The sequence below is a fragment of the Escherichia sp. KTE114 genome (genome assembly GCF_000407765.1).
Taxonomy (GTDB): Bacteria; Pseudomonadota; Gammaproteobacteria; order Enterobacterales; family Enterobacteriaceae; genus Escherichia; species Escherichia ruysiae.
In genome coordinates this window covers 863,428-878,274 of the sequence record NZ_KE136626.1, presented here as the reverse complement: position 1 = coordinate 878,274, position 14,847 = coordinate 863,428, and the positions used below count along the sequence as shown (strand labels likewise).

The window sequence follows — 14,847 nt, the reverse complement described above, 5'->3', positions numbered from 1 at the left end:
TCGCAATTTATTGAATTTGCAGGTCATGGTAGGCCGGATACATCCGGCAACGCTCACCAGTTACCCTTCGCCCTGCGTCGCACTCTCAATCGTTAAGCGCACATCGGACGTAATCAACTCCGCCAGCAACTGATAAACCTTCATCGTTTCTGCCGGTTCGGCGTCGCCGCTGTCGCTGATATACCCTTCATCACGCAGCGTCAGCACCAGAGAACTGAACACCGCTTTGTCGAAGAACTCCGGCGCGTTGATGCCGTGCAGCACGGAAAGACGTTGTGCCACAGTGCGGCTCTCTTTCTCCAGCGTACCGCGATTGATCGACGGGTTGGCGCTCAACAGCCAGAAGGTAATCGCATAACGTTGCAGCGTTTCGCGTGCGCCTGCGGCAAGCAACTGAAGCGTGCGGGAGTGCGCCGGATTGATATGCAACTCATCATCTTGTAGCGTAATCAGCCCCTGGCGTTGCATTTCATTCGCCAGCGCATCAATAACGCCCGGCAACTCGTCACGCTCCCAGCGCAGGAACAGCTCCGCTTTTAGCATTGGGTAAAGCACATTGACGTGCTCCATCAACACTTCGTGGGAGATGTGCCGATGCTGGGTGACAATTGCTGCCATCAGCGAAGGCAGAACCAACATATGCGCAATATTGTTGCGATAGTAGGTCATCAGCACCGCTTGCTCGCGCGGCAGAATGATAATGTCGCCGATGGTGTCTTTCTCGACTTCAAACTTGTTCATTTGCAGCGCGTGATCAATCAGCTCACCGGCGCTGGCTGAAGGAACGGTAGAGTCCGTGGAGTAAGGCACGTTGCGCATCAAATCGAGATAACAATTAAGCTGCTCAGTCAATTGCTCGCGAGTGAGTGAACGCTGACGTGACGCCAGCAGCGCAGTACAGCACAGGTTCATGGCGTTAGCCGCGCCTGCGTTGTTAATACGCACCATCAGATCGGCAGCAATGTTATTGACTGTCGGCGTTAACCAGGCCGGGCGTACAGCTTCGATGGGATCAATAGATTCACGCCAGTCTGGCACGTGCTGGTTGAGATAGGTCATCAACGGCATCGGTTCACCGAAGTTGACATACCCCTGACCGAGATTACGCAGCTTGCTTAAACCGCGCAGCATCTGCGGCAGGCTCTCTTTCTCTTTCGTCGCGCCGCGCAGCTCTTTGGCGTAAGTACCCACTTCCATGACGTGCTCATAACCGATGTAGATCGGAATCAACGTAATCGGACGTGTACCGCCACGCAGCATCGCCTGAATGGTCATCGACAGCGTGCCGGTTTTCGGATCAAGCAAACGCCCTGTACGCGAACGACCGCCTTCCACAAAGTACTCAACGGAATAACCACGGCTGAACAGTTCGCCGAGATATTCACGGAAGACAGTAGAGTAGAGTTTATTGCCTTTAAAAGTACGGCGAATAAAGAACGCACCCAGACGGCGGAAAATCGGCCCGGCAGGCCAGAAGTTCAGGTTGATCCCGGCGGCGATATGCGGTGGCACCAGCCCCTGGTGATACAACACGTAGGAGAGCAGCAGGTAGTCCATGTGGCTACGGTGGCATGGCACATACACCAGCTCATGACCGTCATGAGCCAGCTGGCGAACGCGTTCGGCATTATGGACGTTGATGCCCTGATAGAGCCGGTTCCAGGTGAAGCCCAGAATACGGTCAGTCAGGCGGATCATCTCGTAAGAGAAATTCGCCGCAATCTCTTCCATCAGCGCAATCGCGTTCTGCTGCGCTTTTTCATGGGAGATTTTTTTGCTGCGTGCTTCATCTTCTACCGCTTTGGCAATTGCACGCGAGGCGAGCAGCTTATTGAACAAATCCTGACGAGCAGGCAAGCGTGGACCCACGGCAGCAAGACGCTGACGGGCAAAGTGCATACGCGCCACACGCGCCAGTTTTTGGGCGATAGTTTTATCTGTGCCGTGTTCATCAGCCATGCGGCGTAGCGAAACTGACGGCGAGAAACGCACAAAGCTATCGCGACCAAGCCACAGTACGGCGAAAAATTTCTGTACGCCGTTGAGCATACGTAGTGGCGGGTTTACTTCGCCTTTTTCACGTCCTGGCGCACGACCAAACATCACCGATACCGGCACCATCTGCACATCCAGATTTGGGTTGCTACGGTGCAGATCGAGATAGTCGTGGAACAGCTTGATAGACTCTTCTTTCGGCGTGTAATAGGTGAAAACACGCGGCCCGCCATGAATAAACACATAGCGCGGCAGTAGCGTGCCGTCTACCTCCAGCGGCTCTAATGGATCAGGCAGGTCATGCGCCAGACACTGGGCGCGCAACGTCAGCAAATCCGCTTTTGAGTTGTACGGTAAAACGTACATAATTGGACGAGAGGTATCGAGCCCCAATTCCGGGGCAGGATCTGCCGGAATAGACTTGCTTTTTACCAGGATGCTTAATGGTAAATTCAGTAATTTGTAGTAAATTCGTGGCCAGCCGGACATAAACGATGTAAAGCCTCTGGTTAATAATGCAAATGCGCGGGAAGGATAGCAGAAAGTCATGGGAAATTCTGTTGTATCCGCTTATGTTTCGCGCGGCGCTACGCTACCGGAATCATCGGATTCAACGGTACACTGATATTGACGCTCATAATGTAAAAAGGTTCTTTCAATGGCCAATAATACCACTGGATTCACTCGAATTATCAAAGCCGCTGGCTATTCCTGGAAAGGTTTACGCGCTGCATGGATCAACGAAGCGGCATTCCGTCAGGAAGGCGTGGCGGTATTGTTGGCGGTGGTCATCGCTTGCTGGCTGGATGTGGACGCGATTACCCGCGTACTGCTTATTAGCTCCGTTATGTTGGTGATGATTGTGGAAATTCTCAATAGCGCCATCGAAGCGGTGGTTGATCGTATTGGCTCTGAATACCACGAGCTTTCCGGGCGGGCAAAAGATATGGGGTCCGCAGCGGTGCTGATCGCGATTATCGTCGCTGTGGCAACCTGGGTCATTCTGTTATGGTCACATTTTGGATAACCCTTCCAGAATTCGATAAATCTCTGGTTTATTGTGTAGTTTATGGTTCCAAAATCGCCTTTTGCTGTATATACTCACAGCATAACTGTATATACACCCAGGGGGCGGAATGAAAGCGTTAACGGCCAGGCAACAAGAGGTGTTTGATCTCATCCGTGATCACATCAGCCAGACAGGTATGCCGCCGACGCGTGCGGAAATCGCGCAGCGTTTGGGGTTCCGTTCCCCAAACGCGGCTGAAGAACATCTGAAAGCGTTGGCACGCAAAGGCGTAATTGAAATTGTTTCCGGCGCATCGCGTGGGATTCGTCTGTTGCAGGAAGAGGAAGAAGGGTTGCCATTAGTAGGTCGTGTGGCTGCCGGTGAACCGCTTCTGGCGCAGCAGCATATTGAAGGTCATTATCAGGTCGATCCTTCCTTGTTCAAGCCGAATGCCGATTTCCTGCTGCGCGTCAGCGGAATGTCGATGAAAGATATCGGCATTATGGATGGCGACTTGCTGGCAGTGCATAAAACTCAGGATGTACGTAATGGTCAGGTCGTTGTCGCACGTATTGATGACGAAGTTACCGTTAAACGTCTGAAAAAACAGGGCAATAAAGTCGAATTATTGCCAGAAAACAGCGAGTTTAAACCGATTGTCGTTGACCTTCGTCAGCAGAGCTTCACCATTGAAGGGCTGGCGGTTGGGGTTATTCGCAACGGCGACTGGCTGTAACATATCTCTGATACCGCGATGCCGCCTGGCGTCGCGGTTTGTTTTTCATCTCTCTTCATCAGGCTTGTCTGCATGGCATTCCTCACTTCATCTGATAAAGCTCTCTGGCATCTAGCCTTACCTATGATTTTCTCCAATATCACCGTTCCGTTGCTGGGGTTGGTTGATACGGCGGTCATTGGTCATCTTGACAGTCCGGTTTATCTGGGCGGCGTGGCGGTTGGCGCAACGGCGACCAGCTTTCTCTTTATGCTGTTGCTATTTTTGCGCATGAGCACCACCGGGCTTACTGCGCAGGCGTATGGTGCCAAAAATCCTCAGGCATTAGCCCGTGCGCTGGTGCAGCCGTTGCTGCTGGCGCTGGGGGCTGGGGCGTTAATTGCGCTATTGCGTACACCGATTATCGATCTGGCGCTGCATATTGTTGGTGGCAGCGAAGCCGTGCTGGAACAGGCGCGGCGCTTTCTTGAAATTCGCTGGCTAAGCGCACCGGCGTCACTGGCAAACCTGGTATTACTTGGCTGGTTGCTCGGCGTGCAATATGCCCGTGCGCCGGTTGTCCTGTTAGTGGTGGGTAATATCCTCAACATTGTGCTGGATGTCTGGCTGGTGATGGGGCTGCATATGAACGTGCAGGGCGCGGCGCTGGCAACGGTCATCGCAGAATATGCGACGTTGCTGATCGGTCTGCTAATGGTGCGTAAAATCCTCAAACTACGCGGTATTTCCGGCGAAATGCTGAAAACAGCCTGGCGGGGGAACTTCCGTCGCTTGCTGGCGCTTAACCGCGACATCATGCTGCGCTCACTGCTGTTGCAACTCTGTTTTGGTGCAATAACGGTACTTGGCGCGCGACTGGGGAGTGACATAATCGCCGTTAATGCGGTTCTGATGACACTACTCACCTTTACCGCCTATGCGCTGGATGGTTTTGCCTACGCGGTTGAAGCGCATTCAGGTCAGGCGTACGGTGCGCGCGACGGGAGCCAGTTACTGGATGTCTGGCGCGCAGCGTGCCGCCAGTCGGGGATCGTAGCGTTGCTGTTTTCTGTGAGTTATTTGCTGGCAGGGGAACACATTATTGCGTTGCTGACGTCATTAACCCAGATTCAGCAGCTGGCCGATGGCTATCTTATCTGGCAGGTCATTTTACCGCTGGTTGGTGTCTGGTGTTATCTACTGGACGGCATGTTTATAGGTGCAACGCGCGCCGCCGAAATGCGAAACAGTATGGCGGTGGCAGCAGCAGGGTTTGCTCTTACGCTCCTCACGCTGCCGTGGTTGGGTAATCATGGTTTGTGGCTGGCGTTAACCGTCTTTCTGGCGCTGCGCGGGCTTTCTCTGGCGGCTATCTGGCGGCGTCACTGGCGCAACGGAACCTGGTTTGCCGGAGCGTGACGGTTAAATATTCTGAATAAATAATCCCAAGCCAAATTCCTGACTACACTTAATCCCACGTTCAGAAGAAAAGCGAGCGTACTCTCATTCACCACCTAACGATGAGGACTTGAATATGAATAAAGACGAAGTCGGCGGTAACTGGAAACAGTTCAAAGGTAAAGTGAAAGAGCAATGGGGCAAACTGACCGATGATGATATGACGGTCATTGAAGGTAAACGTGATCAGTTAGTGGGTAAAATCCAGGAACGTTACGGTTACCAGAAAGATCAGGCAGAGAAAGAGGTCGTGGACTGGGAAACCCGCAATGAATACCGCTGGTAATTAATCCCACCTGCCCGACGTGTACAAGGATGTACGCCCTCTTAACGAGGTTTCTTTTTCACCTGAATAGAGTGGTCATGATGGCACTGTTCAGGATGACGACACGCTTCTACTTCTACACATGCTGAACATAATCCATGCGCTTCAATCACATTATGCCGCAGGGCAAAACCCATTTTTGCCGCCAGCGTATGCATGATGTCTTCCACACCTTCCGCACATTCTTCTTTCACTGCGCCGCAGCGATCGCAAATAAACATAGCTGAAGTATGCGTTGGTTGATCGAACAGGTGACAGAGCACATAGCTGTTGGTGGACTCAACTTTATGCACAAACCCTTGCTCAAGCAGAAAATCGAGCGCGCGATAAACCGTTGGCGGCTTGGCCTGCGGCTCTGCTTCACGGAGTAAATCAAGCAGATCGTAGGCGCTGATTGCCCCTTCCTGCAGACTCATCAGGCGCAACACTTCAAGGCGCTGCGGGGTCAGGCGCACATTACGCTGCGCACAGAGTTTTTCAGCCTGCGCTAATAACTCCTGCGTTGTGGTCTTTTCCATTGGGCACCTCAAAGTGGGGTTAAGAATGTCCTTACTTTACCATAGTTCTCACTTAAACGCCGAGAACAGGGCGTCATAGCTGCCGCATTGCCTGATCGCATATTTGTTATGCTATAGTAGCGCCCCCAATTCACCAGGTGCTTAAAAAAACGCCATGTCAGCAGAATCACAAACCGCTTATCCCGCATACCGTTTCTCCATTGCCCCGATGCTCGACTGGACGGACAGACACTGCCGTTATTTCCTGCGTCTGCTTTCCCGTAATACGCTTCTCTATACCGAAATGGTGACCACGGGGGCAATTATTCACGGTAAAGGTGATTACCTGGCGTACAGTGAAGAAGAGCATCCGGTGGCGTTGCAACTGGGTGGAAGCGATCCAGCGGCGCTGGCGCAGTGTGCGAAGCTGGCGGAAGCGCGCGGGTACGATGAAATCAACCTGAATGTCGGCTGCCCGTCTGACCGGGTACAGAACGGGATGTTTGGCGCGTGCCTGATGGGTAATGCACAACTGGTAGCCGACTGCGTGAAAGCGATGCGCGATGTAGTGTCGATTCCAGTCACGGTGAAAACGCGTATTGGTATTGACGACCAGGACAGCTATGAATTTCTTTGTGATTTCATCAACACCGTTTCCGGTAAAGGCGAATGTGAGATGTTTATCATCCACGCGCGTAAAGCCTGGCTTTCTGGGTTAAGTCCGAAAGAAAACCGTGAAATCCCGCCGCTCGATTACCCGCGCGTCTATCAACTGAAGCGTGACTTTCCGCATCTGACGATGTCGATTAACGGTGGCATCAAGTCGCTGGAAGAGGCTAAAGCGCATTTGCAACATATGGACGGTGTGATGGTCGGACGCGAGGCGTACCAGAATCCGGGGATTCTGGCGGCGGTAGATCGAGAGATCTTTGGTTCCTCGGATACCGATGCCGATCCGGTGGCGGTGGTGCGTGCTATGTACCCATACATTGAGCGTGAGCTTAGCCAGGGGACATATCTCGGTCATATTACCCGGCATATGCTGGGTCTGTTCCAGGGTATTCCTGGTGCGCGGCAGTGGCGTCGTTATTTAAGTGAAAATGCTCATAAAGCGGGTGCTGACATTAACGTGCTGGAACATGCGCTCAAACTGGTGGCGGATAAGCGTTAATTTTTCACCACAAAGTAGTCAAATTCACTATGCCCTGCGCACCGTCGCGGGGCATATTTTTTTATAAATCATAAAGTTAGGTTTTGGCATGATTCTTGTAATGGCTGCAAGAGATTTCATTTTTGGGAGAACATCATGCTGGAACTACTTTTTGTGATTGGCTTTTTTGTCATGTTGATGGTCACCGGCGTTTCGTTGCTGGGCATTATCGCCGCGCTGGTTGTGGCGACGGCCATTATGTTCCTCGGTGGTATGCTGGCGTTGATGATCAAGTTGCTGCCGTGGCTGCTATTGGCGATTGCAGTAGTGTGGGTAATAAAGGCGATTAAAGCACCAAAAGTGCCGAAATATCAGCGTTATGACCGCTGGCGTTACTAAGGGATTGTGCGGATGATCACAACCTAAGGTTTTATCCTTAGAACAAAATAGGAATTGATTATCAAATCTGTCACTATTGCGCCTCTAACAGATTCATCGTGCTGTACCCTACATACAGCCGAACTATAAAAGAAAGGGCTTCCCAGGTGGAAGCCCAATTTCTTTATGGGATCAGTAAGCTGGAACCCTGCGTCGCCCGGCTTTCCAGAATCTCATGCGCACGCCGCGCATCCTTCAGCGGATATTTCTGTTGCTCTGCGACATCGACCTTAATCACGCCGCTGGCAATCAATGAAAACAGTTCGTTACTGGCTTCGGTTAACTCATCCCGCGTGGTGATATAGCCTTGCAGGGAAGGGCGTGTCACATACAGCGAGCCTTTCTGATTGAGAATGCCTAAGTTCACCCCCGTCACCGCGCCTGATGAATTACCAAAACTGACCATTAAACCGCGACGTTGCAGGCAATCCAGCGACCGTTCCCAGGTATCTTTGCCTACGGAATCGTACACCACGCGCACTTTCTTGCCGTCGGTGATCTCTTTTAATCGCTCGACCAGATTTTCGTCGCGATAGTTAATTACCTGCCACGCTCCCGCTTTTAATGCACTTTGCGCTTTTTGCGCGCTGCCCACAGTGCCAATAAGTTTTGCACCTAAGGCTTTTGCCCACTGGCAGGCAATTAAGCCCACGCCGCCAGCAGCCGCATGGAACAGGAACTGTTCGTCAGGTTTGATTTCATACGTTTTGCGCAGCAGATAATAAACCGTTAAGCCTTTCAGGAACGACGCGGCAGCTTGCTCAAAAGAGATCGCCGCTGGCAGAATTGCCGCTTTATCGGCATTGACGTTATGCACAGAGCTGTAAGCCCCTAACGTTGACTGCGCATAAACCACACGATCGCCTGCTTTAATATGTTTCACGCCGCTGCCGACTTTGCTCACAATGCCAGCCGCTTCGGTGCCTAATCCGCTGGGTAGCGATGGCGGCGGATAAAGGCCGCTGCGGATATACGTGTCGATAAAATTGATGCCAATGGCTTTATTTTCGACCTGGACTTCATTCTCTGCCGGATCGGCAGGAGTAAATTCCACAGTCTGAAGTACTTCCGGGCCACCGTGCTTGTGAAATTCAATTCGTGTTGCCATGTGTCCTCCAGAACGTATCGTCAGGGTCTGCTTCATATGGTAAAGTTTCGACCCATTCTTTATCTCGGTAACTCCATTCACTATGGCAGGAAATAAACCCTTCAACAAACAGCAGGCTGAACCCCGCGATCGCGATCCACAAGTTGCCGGGCTGAAAGTGCCTCCGCACTCGATCGAAGCGGAGCAGTCGGTGTTGGGCGGTTTAATGCTGGATAACGAACGCTGGGACGATGTGGCCGAGCGAGTGGTGGCAGATGATTTCTACACCCGTCCGCACCGCCATATCTTTACCGAAATGGCGCGTTTGCAGGAAAGCGGTAGCCCAATTGACCTGATCACCCTGGCGGAATCGCTGGAACGTCAGGGGCAACTTGATAGTGTTGGTGGTTTTGCTTATCTGGCGGAGCTGTCAAAAAATACGCCAAGTGCAGCGAACATCAGTGCCTATGCCGACATCGTGCGCGAACGTGCCGTTGTCCGCGAGATGATCTCTGTTGCGAATGAGATTGCCGAAGCCGGTTTTGATCCGCAAGGGCGCACCAGCGAAGACTTGCTCGACCTTGCTGAATCCCGTGTCTTTAAAATTGCCGAAAGCCGTGCCAATAAAGACGAAGGGCCGAAGAACATCGCCGATGTGCTCGACGCCACGGTGGCGCGTATTGAGCAGTTGTTTCAGCAGCCACACGATGGCGTTACCGGGGTAAATACCGGCTATGACGATCTCAACAAAAAAACCGCTGGCTTGCAGCCGTCGGATTTGATCATCGTCGCCGCGCGTCCGTCGATGGGTAAAACGACATTTGCGATGAACCTCGTTGAAAATGCGGCGATGTTGCAGGATAAACCAGTATTGATCTTCTCGCTGGAGATGCCATCGGAACAGATTATGATGCGTTCTCTGGCATCGTTGTCGCGCGTTGACCAGACTAAAATCCGTACCGGGCAACTGGATGATGAAGACTGGGCGCGCATTTCCGGCACGATGGGCATTTTGCTCGAAAAACGAAATATCTATATTGATGACTCCTCCGGTCTGACGCCAACGGAAGTGCGCTCCCGCGCACGCCGTATTGCCCGAGAACACGGTGGCATCGGACTCATCATGATCGACTACCTGCAATTGATGCGCGTACCGGCGCTTTCAGACAACCGTACGCTGGAAATTGCAGAAATCTCCCGCTCGCTAAAAGCCCTGGCGAAAGAACTGAATGTGCCGGTGGTGGCGCTGTCTCAGTTGAACCGTTCTCTGGAACAACGTGCCGACAAACGCCCGGTCAACTCCGACCTGCGTGAATCCGGCTCCATCGAGCAGGATGCGGACTTGATCATGTTTATCTATCGTGATGAGGTTTATCACGAAAACAGTGACTTAAAAGGCATCGCGGAAATTATTATCGGTAAACAACGTAACGGCCCAATCGGGACGGTACGCCTGACCTTTAACGGTCAATGGTCGCGTTTCGACAACTACGCGGGACCACAGTACGACGACGAATAATAATTATTTTATGAATTAGGTAATTAAAGCAAACACTTATCAAGGAACACAAATGCAAGCGGCAACTGTTGTGATTAACCGCCGCGCTCTGCGACACAACCTGCAACGTCTGCGTGAACTGGCACCTGCCAGTAAACTGGTTGCGGTGGTGAAAGCGAACGCCTACGGTCACGGTCTGATTGAGACCGCGCGAACGCTCCCCGATGCCGACGCCTTTGGCGTTGCCCGTCTCGAAGAAGCCCTGCGGCTTAGGGCGGGGGGCATCACGCAACCTATTTTGTTACTGGAAGGCTTTTTTGAAGCTGACGATCTGCCGACGATCTCCGCTGAACATCTGCATACCGCCGTGCATAACGAAGAACAGCTTGCTGCTCTGGAAGAGGCCAATCTGGAGGAGCCAGTTACCGTCTGGATGAAACTCGATACCGGTATGCACCGGCTGGGCGTGTTACCGGAACAAGCTGAGGCGTTTTATCAACGTCTTACGCAATGTAAAAATGTTCGCCAGCCGGTGAATATTGTCAGCCACTTTGCTCGTGCCGATGAGCCAAAATGTGGTGCGACTGAGAAACAACTCGATATCTTCAATACCTTTTGCGAAGGCAGACCTGGCAAGCGTTCAATCGCCGCATCGGGCGGAATTTTGTTATGGCCGCAGTCGCATTTTGATTGGGTGCGCCCAGGCATCATTCTTTATGGCGTGTCGCCGCTGGAAGATGGCTCCACCGGTGCCGATTTCGGTTGCCAGCCAGTGATGTCACTGACCTCCAGCCTGATTGCCGTGCGTGAGCATAAAGCAGGTGAACCGGTAGGCTATGGCGGCACCTGGATTAGCGAGCGCGATACCCGCCTTGGCGTGGTGGCGATGGGCTATGGCGATGGCTACCCGCGCGCCGCGCCGTCCGGTACGCCAGTGCTGGTGAACGGTCGCGAAGTGCCGATTGTTGGGCGAGTCGCGATGGATATGATCTGCGTAGATTTAGGTCCACAGGCGCAGGATAAAGCCGGGGATCAGGTCATTTTATGGGGCGAAGGTCTGCCCGTAGAGCGTATCGCAGAAATGACGAAAGTGAGTGCTTACGAACTTATCACGCGCCTGACGTCAAGGGTGGCGATGAAGTACGTGGATTAATCGTTCTGCAATAGTTGATTGTCTGTGCCGGATGCGGTGTGAAAACCTTATCCGGCCTGCAAAGCTATGTAAATTCAATAAATTGATACACTCTTGTCGTTCTTGTCTTTAGAGATTTTGCGCTTTTTATCAGCCTCGCAGTGTTATTAATTGCCGCTCGTTGTTAAACATCCTCTCGATCTTCCCCATCTTCCGGTTTATTGTGTTTTAACCACCTGCCCGTAAACCTGGAGAACCATCGCGTGTTTCAAAAAGTTGACGCCTACGCTGGCGACCCGATTCTTTCGCTTATGGAGCGTTTTAAAGAAGACCCTCGCAGCGACAAAGTGAATTTGAGTATCGGTCTGTACTACAACGAAGACGGGATTATTCCACAATTAAAAGCCGTCGCAGAAGCGCAAGCGCGCCTGAATGCGCAGCCTCATGGCGCTTCACTTTATCTGCCGATGGAAGGGCTTAACAGCTATCGTCATGCTATTGCACCACTGCTGTTTGGCGCTAATCATCCGGTGTTACAACAACAGCGCGTGGCGACTATTCAAACGCTTGGCGGTTCAGGGGCATTGAAAGTGGGGGCTGACTTCCTGAAACGCTACTTCCCGGATTCAGGTGTGTGGGTCAGCGATCCCACCTGGGAAAACCACGTAGCAATATTCGCCGGGGCTGGATTCGAAGTGAGCACTTACCCCTGGTATGATGAAACGACCAACGGTGTGCGCTTTGACGATCTGTTGGCGACGCTGAAAACATTGCCTGCCCGCAGTATTGTGCTGCTGCATCCGTGCTGTCATAACCCAACGGGCGCCGATCTCACCAACGACCAATGGGACGCGGTCATTGAAATTCTCAAAGCACGCGAGCTTATCCCATTCCTCGATATCGCCTATCAAGGATTTGGTGCCGGTATGGATGAAGATGCCTACGCCATTCGTGCCATTGCCAGCGCCGGATTACCTGCACTGGTAAGCAATTCATTCTCAAAAATTTTCTCCCTGTACGGCGAGCGTGTCGGCGGTCTTTCGGTGGTGTGTGAAGATGCTGAAGCCGCAGGTCGCGTGCTGGGGCAACTGAAAGCTACTGTGCGCCGTATTTACTCCAGCCCGCCGAATTTTGGTGCGCAGGTAGTGGCAACGGTGCTGAACGATGAGGCGTTGAAAGCCAGTTGGCTGGCGGAAGTAGAAGAAATGCGGACCCGTATTCTGGCAATGCGGCAGCAACTGGTACAGGTGTTGAGCACTGAGATGCCGGAGCGCAATTTTGATTACCTGCTTAAGCAACGCGGCATGTTCAGCTATACCGGCTTAAGCGCCGCCCAGGTCGATCGCCTGCGCGAGGAGTTTGGCGTTTACCTGATCGCCAGCGGTCGTATGTGTGTTGCCGGGCTTAACTCTGCGAACGTGCAGCGCGTTGCAAAGGCGTTTGCTGCCGTGATGTAAGGTTAACCAGCAGGCGGTTGAAAAGCCGCCTGCTCTATTATAAATAAGGGGGGCTATGTATTATCCAGGCAAATAGTACGAAGGAGATGAAGACTTATTTCTTATAAAAGTGAATAAAATAGGCGTTTTATTTCCGAACATTTTTATACTCTGGAAATATATTAAGTTATTAAATAGTCACAACACACGGGCTGGTCTCATGTGATCCTTCTCCCTTTCTTCACAAAAGCCGCAGATAATCCTTCCTTTCCCTTGCTGCTGGCGTTATGGTCAAATGGCTTTTTCAACAAACTTCATAATAAAAAGTTTCAACTTACTGACTATTTAGGGAAAAATATGCGCAAGATCACACAGGCATTGAGTGCCGTTTGCTTATTGTTCGCTCTAAACAGTTCTGCTGTTGCGTTGGCCTCTTCACCTTCACCGCTTAATCCCGGCACTAATGTTGCCAGACTCGCTGAACAGGCACCTGTCCATTGGGTATCAGTCGCACAAATTGAAAATAGCCTTGCCGGTCGCCCACCGATGGCGGTTGGATTTGATATCGATGATACCGTTTTGTTTTCCAGCCCCGGATTCTGGCGCGGCAAGAAAATATTCTCACCAGAAAGCGAAGATTATCTGAAAAACCCAGCATTCTGGGAAAAGATGAACAACGGTTGGGATGAATTCAGCATTCCAAAAGAGGTCGCACGTCAGCTAATTGATATACATGTCCGCCGTGGCGATACCATCTTTTTTGTGACTGGCCGTAGCCCAACGAAAACAGAAACGGTTTCGAAAACATTAGCCGATGATTTCCACATTCCAGCAAGCAGTATGAATCCGGTAATTTTTGCGGGTGATAAACCGGGACAAAACACGAAAACGCAGTGGTTGCAGGATAAAAATATCCGAATGTTTTATGGCGATTCCGATAATGATATGACTGCCGCGCGTGATGTCGGCATTCGTGGTATCCGTATTCTGCGTGCCTCCAACTCTACCTACAAACCCTTGCCACAAGCGGGTGCTTTTGGTGAAGAGGTGATCGTTAATTCAGAATACTGATAGTGCGGGAGAGTGTTTCACTCTCCCGAATGCTGTTTTTTTAATCACACCTTTATCCTTTCGCTGTCTTGCTGCAAACTGAATAAGAGAGTTTTATCAAGGAGCAGCACATGTGGTATCAAAAGACGCTCACGCTTAGCGCCAAATCTCGTGGGTTTCATCTGGTAACGGATGAAATTCTGAATCAACTGGCTGATATGCCGCGTGTTAATGTCGGTTTACTGCACCTGTTGCTGCAACACACTTCCGCCTCTCTGACACTTAATGAGAATTGCGACCCCACGGTACGCCAGGACATGGAGCGTTTTTTCCTCCGCACTGTTCCCGATAACGGAAACTATGAGCATGATTATGAAGGGGCAGACGATATGCCTTCACATATCAAATCTTCCATGCTGGGAGTATCGCTTGTTTTGCCAGTGCATAAAGGACGTATTCAGACCGGCACCTGGCAGGGTATCTGGCTGGGGGAACATCGTGTCCACGGCGGATCGCGTCGCATCATCGCGACACTACAAGGGGAGTAAAAAATGACCATATCGGAGTTGCTACAATATTGCATGGCAAAACCTGGCGCTGAACAGAGCGTTCACAGCGACTGGAAAGCGACGCAAATCAAAGTGGAAGATGTGCTGTTTGCGATGGTGAAAGAAGTGGAAAATCGCCCGGCAGTTTCGCTGAAAACCAGCCCGGAACTGGCGGATCTTCTGCGTCAGCAGCACAGCGATGTACGTCCCAGCCGACATCTGAATAAAGCGCACTGGAGTACCGTATATCTCGACGGATCGTTGCCGGATTCGCAAATCTATTATCTGGTCGATGCGTCGTATCAGCAAGCGGTGAATTTGCTGCCGGAAGAAAAACGTAAATTGCTGGTGCAACTCTGAAAGGAAAAGACCGTTCAGAAAGCGGCCTGATATTGCTGAAAAACTGGCTTAAAAGTCAAAAGCGGCACGGTTTTCCCCCTCGCCCTTTTAGGGAAAGGGCCGGGGTGAGGGTAAATAATCACGCCAGTGCTGGTCTGTTCCCCTCACCC

At 51.6% G+C, this 14,847-nt stretch carries 15 protein-coding genes; 12 read left to right on the top strand and 3 right to left on the bottom strand.

Going from position 1 to position 14,847, the window contains the following annotated elements:
• Positions 1–60: 60 nt before the first annotated feature.
• Entirely contained in the window at positions 61–2,484 is a 2,424-nt protein-coding gene (plsB, locus tag WC5_RS16400) for a glycerol-3-phosphate 1-O-acyltransferase PlsB (RefSeq protein ID WP_016231497.1), read from the bottom strand.
• A gap of 169 nt (positions 2,485–2,653) precedes the next feature.
• On the opposite strand from plsB, the gene dgkA reads away from it, so the two are divergent.
• From dgkA to WC5_RS16420, 4 genes are all read left to right on the top strand, one after another.
• Positions 2,654–3,022 carry a diacylglycerol kinase gene (dgkA, locus tag WC5_RS16405; RefSeq protein WP_000002906.1) on the top strand — a complete coding sequence of 123 codons (369 nt, stop codon included), beginning with the start codon at positions 2,654–2,656 and terminating at the stop codon, positions 3,020–3,022.
• Between the two features lie 109 nt (positions 3,023–3,131).
• Positions 3,132–3,740: a transcriptional repressor LexA gene (gene lexA, locus WC5_RS16410; protein ID WP_000646078.1), complete on the top strand. Its 609-nt coding sequence runs from the start codon at positions 3,132–3,134 to the stop codon at positions 3,738–3,740.
• A 72-nt stretch (positions 3,741–3,812) separates the two neighbouring features.
• The gene (gene dinF, locus WC5_RS16415) at positions 3,813–5,138 is read left to right on the top strand and encodes an MATE family efflux transporter DinF (protein WP_000874977.1); all 1,326 of its coding nucleotides are present in this window, start codon (positions 3,813–3,815) and stop codon (positions 5,136–5,138) included.
• A 115-nt stretch (positions 5,139–5,253) separates the two neighbouring features.
• The gene (locus WC5_RS16420; protein WP_001030603.1) at positions 5,254–5,463 is read left to right on the top strand and encodes a CsbD family protein; all 210 of its coding nucleotides are present in this window, start codon (positions 5,254–5,256) and stop codon (positions 5,461–5,463) included.
• Between the two features lie 41 nt (positions 5,464–5,504).
• Here WC5_RS16420 and zur read toward each other — a convergent pair whose 3' ends face one another.
• A complete protein-coding gene (gene zur / locus WC5_RS16425) occupies positions 5,505–6,020 on the bottom strand; it encodes a zinc uptake transcriptional repressor Zur (RefSeq protein WP_000416266.1) in 516 nt (171 codons plus the stop codon).
• A gap of 154 nt (positions 6,021–6,174) precedes the next feature.
• Between zur and dusA the strand changes: the two genes are divergently transcribed.
• Together dusA and pspG are read left to right on the top strand one after the other, a co-directional pair.
• Entirely contained in the window at positions 6,175–7,170 is a 996-nt protein-coding gene (gene dusA, locus WC5_RS16430; protein ID WP_001272043.1) for a tRNA dihydrouridine(20/20a) synthase DusA, read from the top strand.
• A gap of 135 nt (positions 7,171–7,305) precedes the next feature.
• The gene (gene pspG, locus WC5_RS16435) at positions 7,306–7,548 is read left to right on the top strand and encodes an envelope stress response protein PspG (protein WP_000891404.1); all 243 of its coding nucleotides are present in this window, start codon (positions 7,306–7,308) and stop codon (positions 7,546–7,548) included.
• A 163-nt stretch (positions 7,549–7,711) separates the two neighbouring features.
• Here pspG and WC5_RS16440 read toward each other — a convergent pair whose 3' ends face one another.
• Positions 7,712–8,695: a quinone oxidoreductase gene (locus WC5_RS16440; RefSeq protein ID WP_000235547.1), complete on the bottom strand. Its 984-nt coding sequence runs from the start codon at positions 8,693–8,695 to the stop codon at positions 7,712–7,714.
• 82 nt (positions 8,696–8,777) lie between these two features.
• Here WC5_RS16440 and dnaB point away from each other — a divergent pair, with 82 nt between their 5' ends.
• From dnaB to WC5_RS16470, 6 genes are all read left to right on the top strand, one after another.
• On the top strand, positions 8,778–10,193 hold the full coding sequence (gene dnaB / locus WC5_RS16445) for a replicative DNA helicase (protein ID WP_000918355.1): 1,416 nt from the start codon (positions 8,778–8,780) through the stop codon (positions 10,191–10,193).
• A gap of 52 nt (positions 10,194–10,245) precedes the next feature.
• Positions 10,246–11,325: an alanine racemase gene (gene alr, locus WC5_RS16450; protein WP_001147290.1), complete on the top strand. Its 1,080-nt coding sequence runs from the start codon at positions 10,246–10,248 to the stop codon at positions 11,323–11,325.
• Positions 11,326–11,567: 242 nt separating this feature from the next.
• Entirely contained in the window at positions 11,568–12,761 is a 1,194-nt protein-coding gene (gene tyrB / locus WC5_RS16455) for an aromatic amino acid transaminase (protein WP_000486926.1), read from the top strand.
• Between the two features lie 336 nt (positions 12,762–13,097).
• On the top strand, positions 13,098–13,811 hold the full coding sequence (aphA, locus tag WC5_RS16460) for an acid phosphatase AphA (RefSeq protein ID WP_010344812.1): 714 nt from the start codon (positions 13,098–13,100) through the stop codon (positions 13,809–13,811).
• Positions 13,812–13,921: 110 nt separating this feature from the next.
• The gene (locus WC5_RS16465; protein WP_000270381.1) at positions 13,922–14,338 is read left to right on the top strand and encodes a secondary thiamine-phosphate synthase enzyme YjbQ; all 417 of its coding nucleotides are present in this window, start codon (positions 13,922–13,924) and stop codon (positions 14,336–14,338) included.
• Between the two features lie 3 nt (positions 14,339–14,341).
• Positions 14,342–14,698, top strand: a complete 357-nt coding sequence (locus WC5_RS16470) for an MmcQ/YjbR family DNA-binding protein (RefSeq protein WP_000155671.1) — start codon at positions 14,342–14,344, stop codon at positions 14,696–14,698.
• Positions 14,699–14,847 lie beyond the last annotated feature (149 nt).

What these genes read in the sequence shown, in the direction of transcription:
- plsB (WP_016231497.1), bottom strand. Translation starts at nt 2,484, where the DNA reads ATGTCCGGCTGGCCACGAATTTACTACAAATTACTGAATTTACCATTA.
- pspG (WP_000891404.1), top strand. Translation starts at nt 7,306, where the DNA reads ATGCTGGAACTACTTTTTGTGATTGGCTTTTTTGTCATGTTGATGGTC.
- aphA (WP_010344812.1), top strand. Translation starts at nt 13,098, where the DNA reads ATGCGCAAGATCACACAGGCATTGAGTGCCGTTTGCTTATTGTTCGCT.
- WC5_RS16470 (WP_000155671.1), top strand. Translation starts at nt 14,342, where the DNA reads ATGACCATATCGGAGTTGCTACAATATTGCATGGCAAAACCTGGCGCT.
- dgkA (WP_000002906.1), top strand. Translation starts at nt 2,654, where the DNA reads ATGGCCAATAATACCACTGGATTCACTCGAATTATCAAAGCCGCTGGC.
- WC5_RS16440 (WP_000235547.1), bottom strand. Translation starts at nt 8,695, where the DNA reads ATGGCAACACGAATTGAATTTCACAAGCACGGTGGCCCGGAAGTACTT.
- WC5_RS16465 (WP_000270381.1), top strand. Translation starts at nt 13,922, where the DNA reads ATGTGGTATCAAAAGACGCTCACGCTTAGCGCCAAATCTCGTGGGTTT.
- alr (WP_001147290.1), top strand. Translation starts at nt 10,246, where the DNA reads ATGCAAGCGGCAACTGTTGTGATTAACCGCCGCGCTCTGCGACACAAC.
- zur (WP_000416266.1), bottom strand. Translation starts at nt 6,020, where the DNA reads ATGGAAAAGACCACAACGCAGGAGTTATTAGCGCAGGCTGAAAAACTC.
- dnaB (WP_000918355.1), top strand. Translation starts at nt 8,778, where the DNA reads ATGGCAGGAAATAAACCCTTCAACAAACAGCAGGCTGAACCCCGCGAT.
- dusA (WP_001272043.1), top strand. Translation starts at nt 6,175, where the DNA reads ATGTCAGCAGAATCACAAACCGCTTATCCCGCATACCGTTTCTCCATT.
- dinF (WP_000874977.1), top strand. Translation starts at nt 3,813, where the DNA reads ATGGCATTCCTCACTTCATCTGATAAAGCTCTCTGGCATCTAGCCTTA.
- lexA (WP_000646078.1), top strand. Translation starts at nt 3,132, where the DNA reads ATGAAAGCGTTAACGGCCAGGCAACAAGAGGTGTTTGATCTCATCCGT.
- WC5_RS16420 (WP_001030603.1), top strand. Translation starts at nt 5,254, where the DNA reads ATGAATAAAGACGAAGTCGGCGGTAACTGGAAACAGTTCAAAGGTAAA.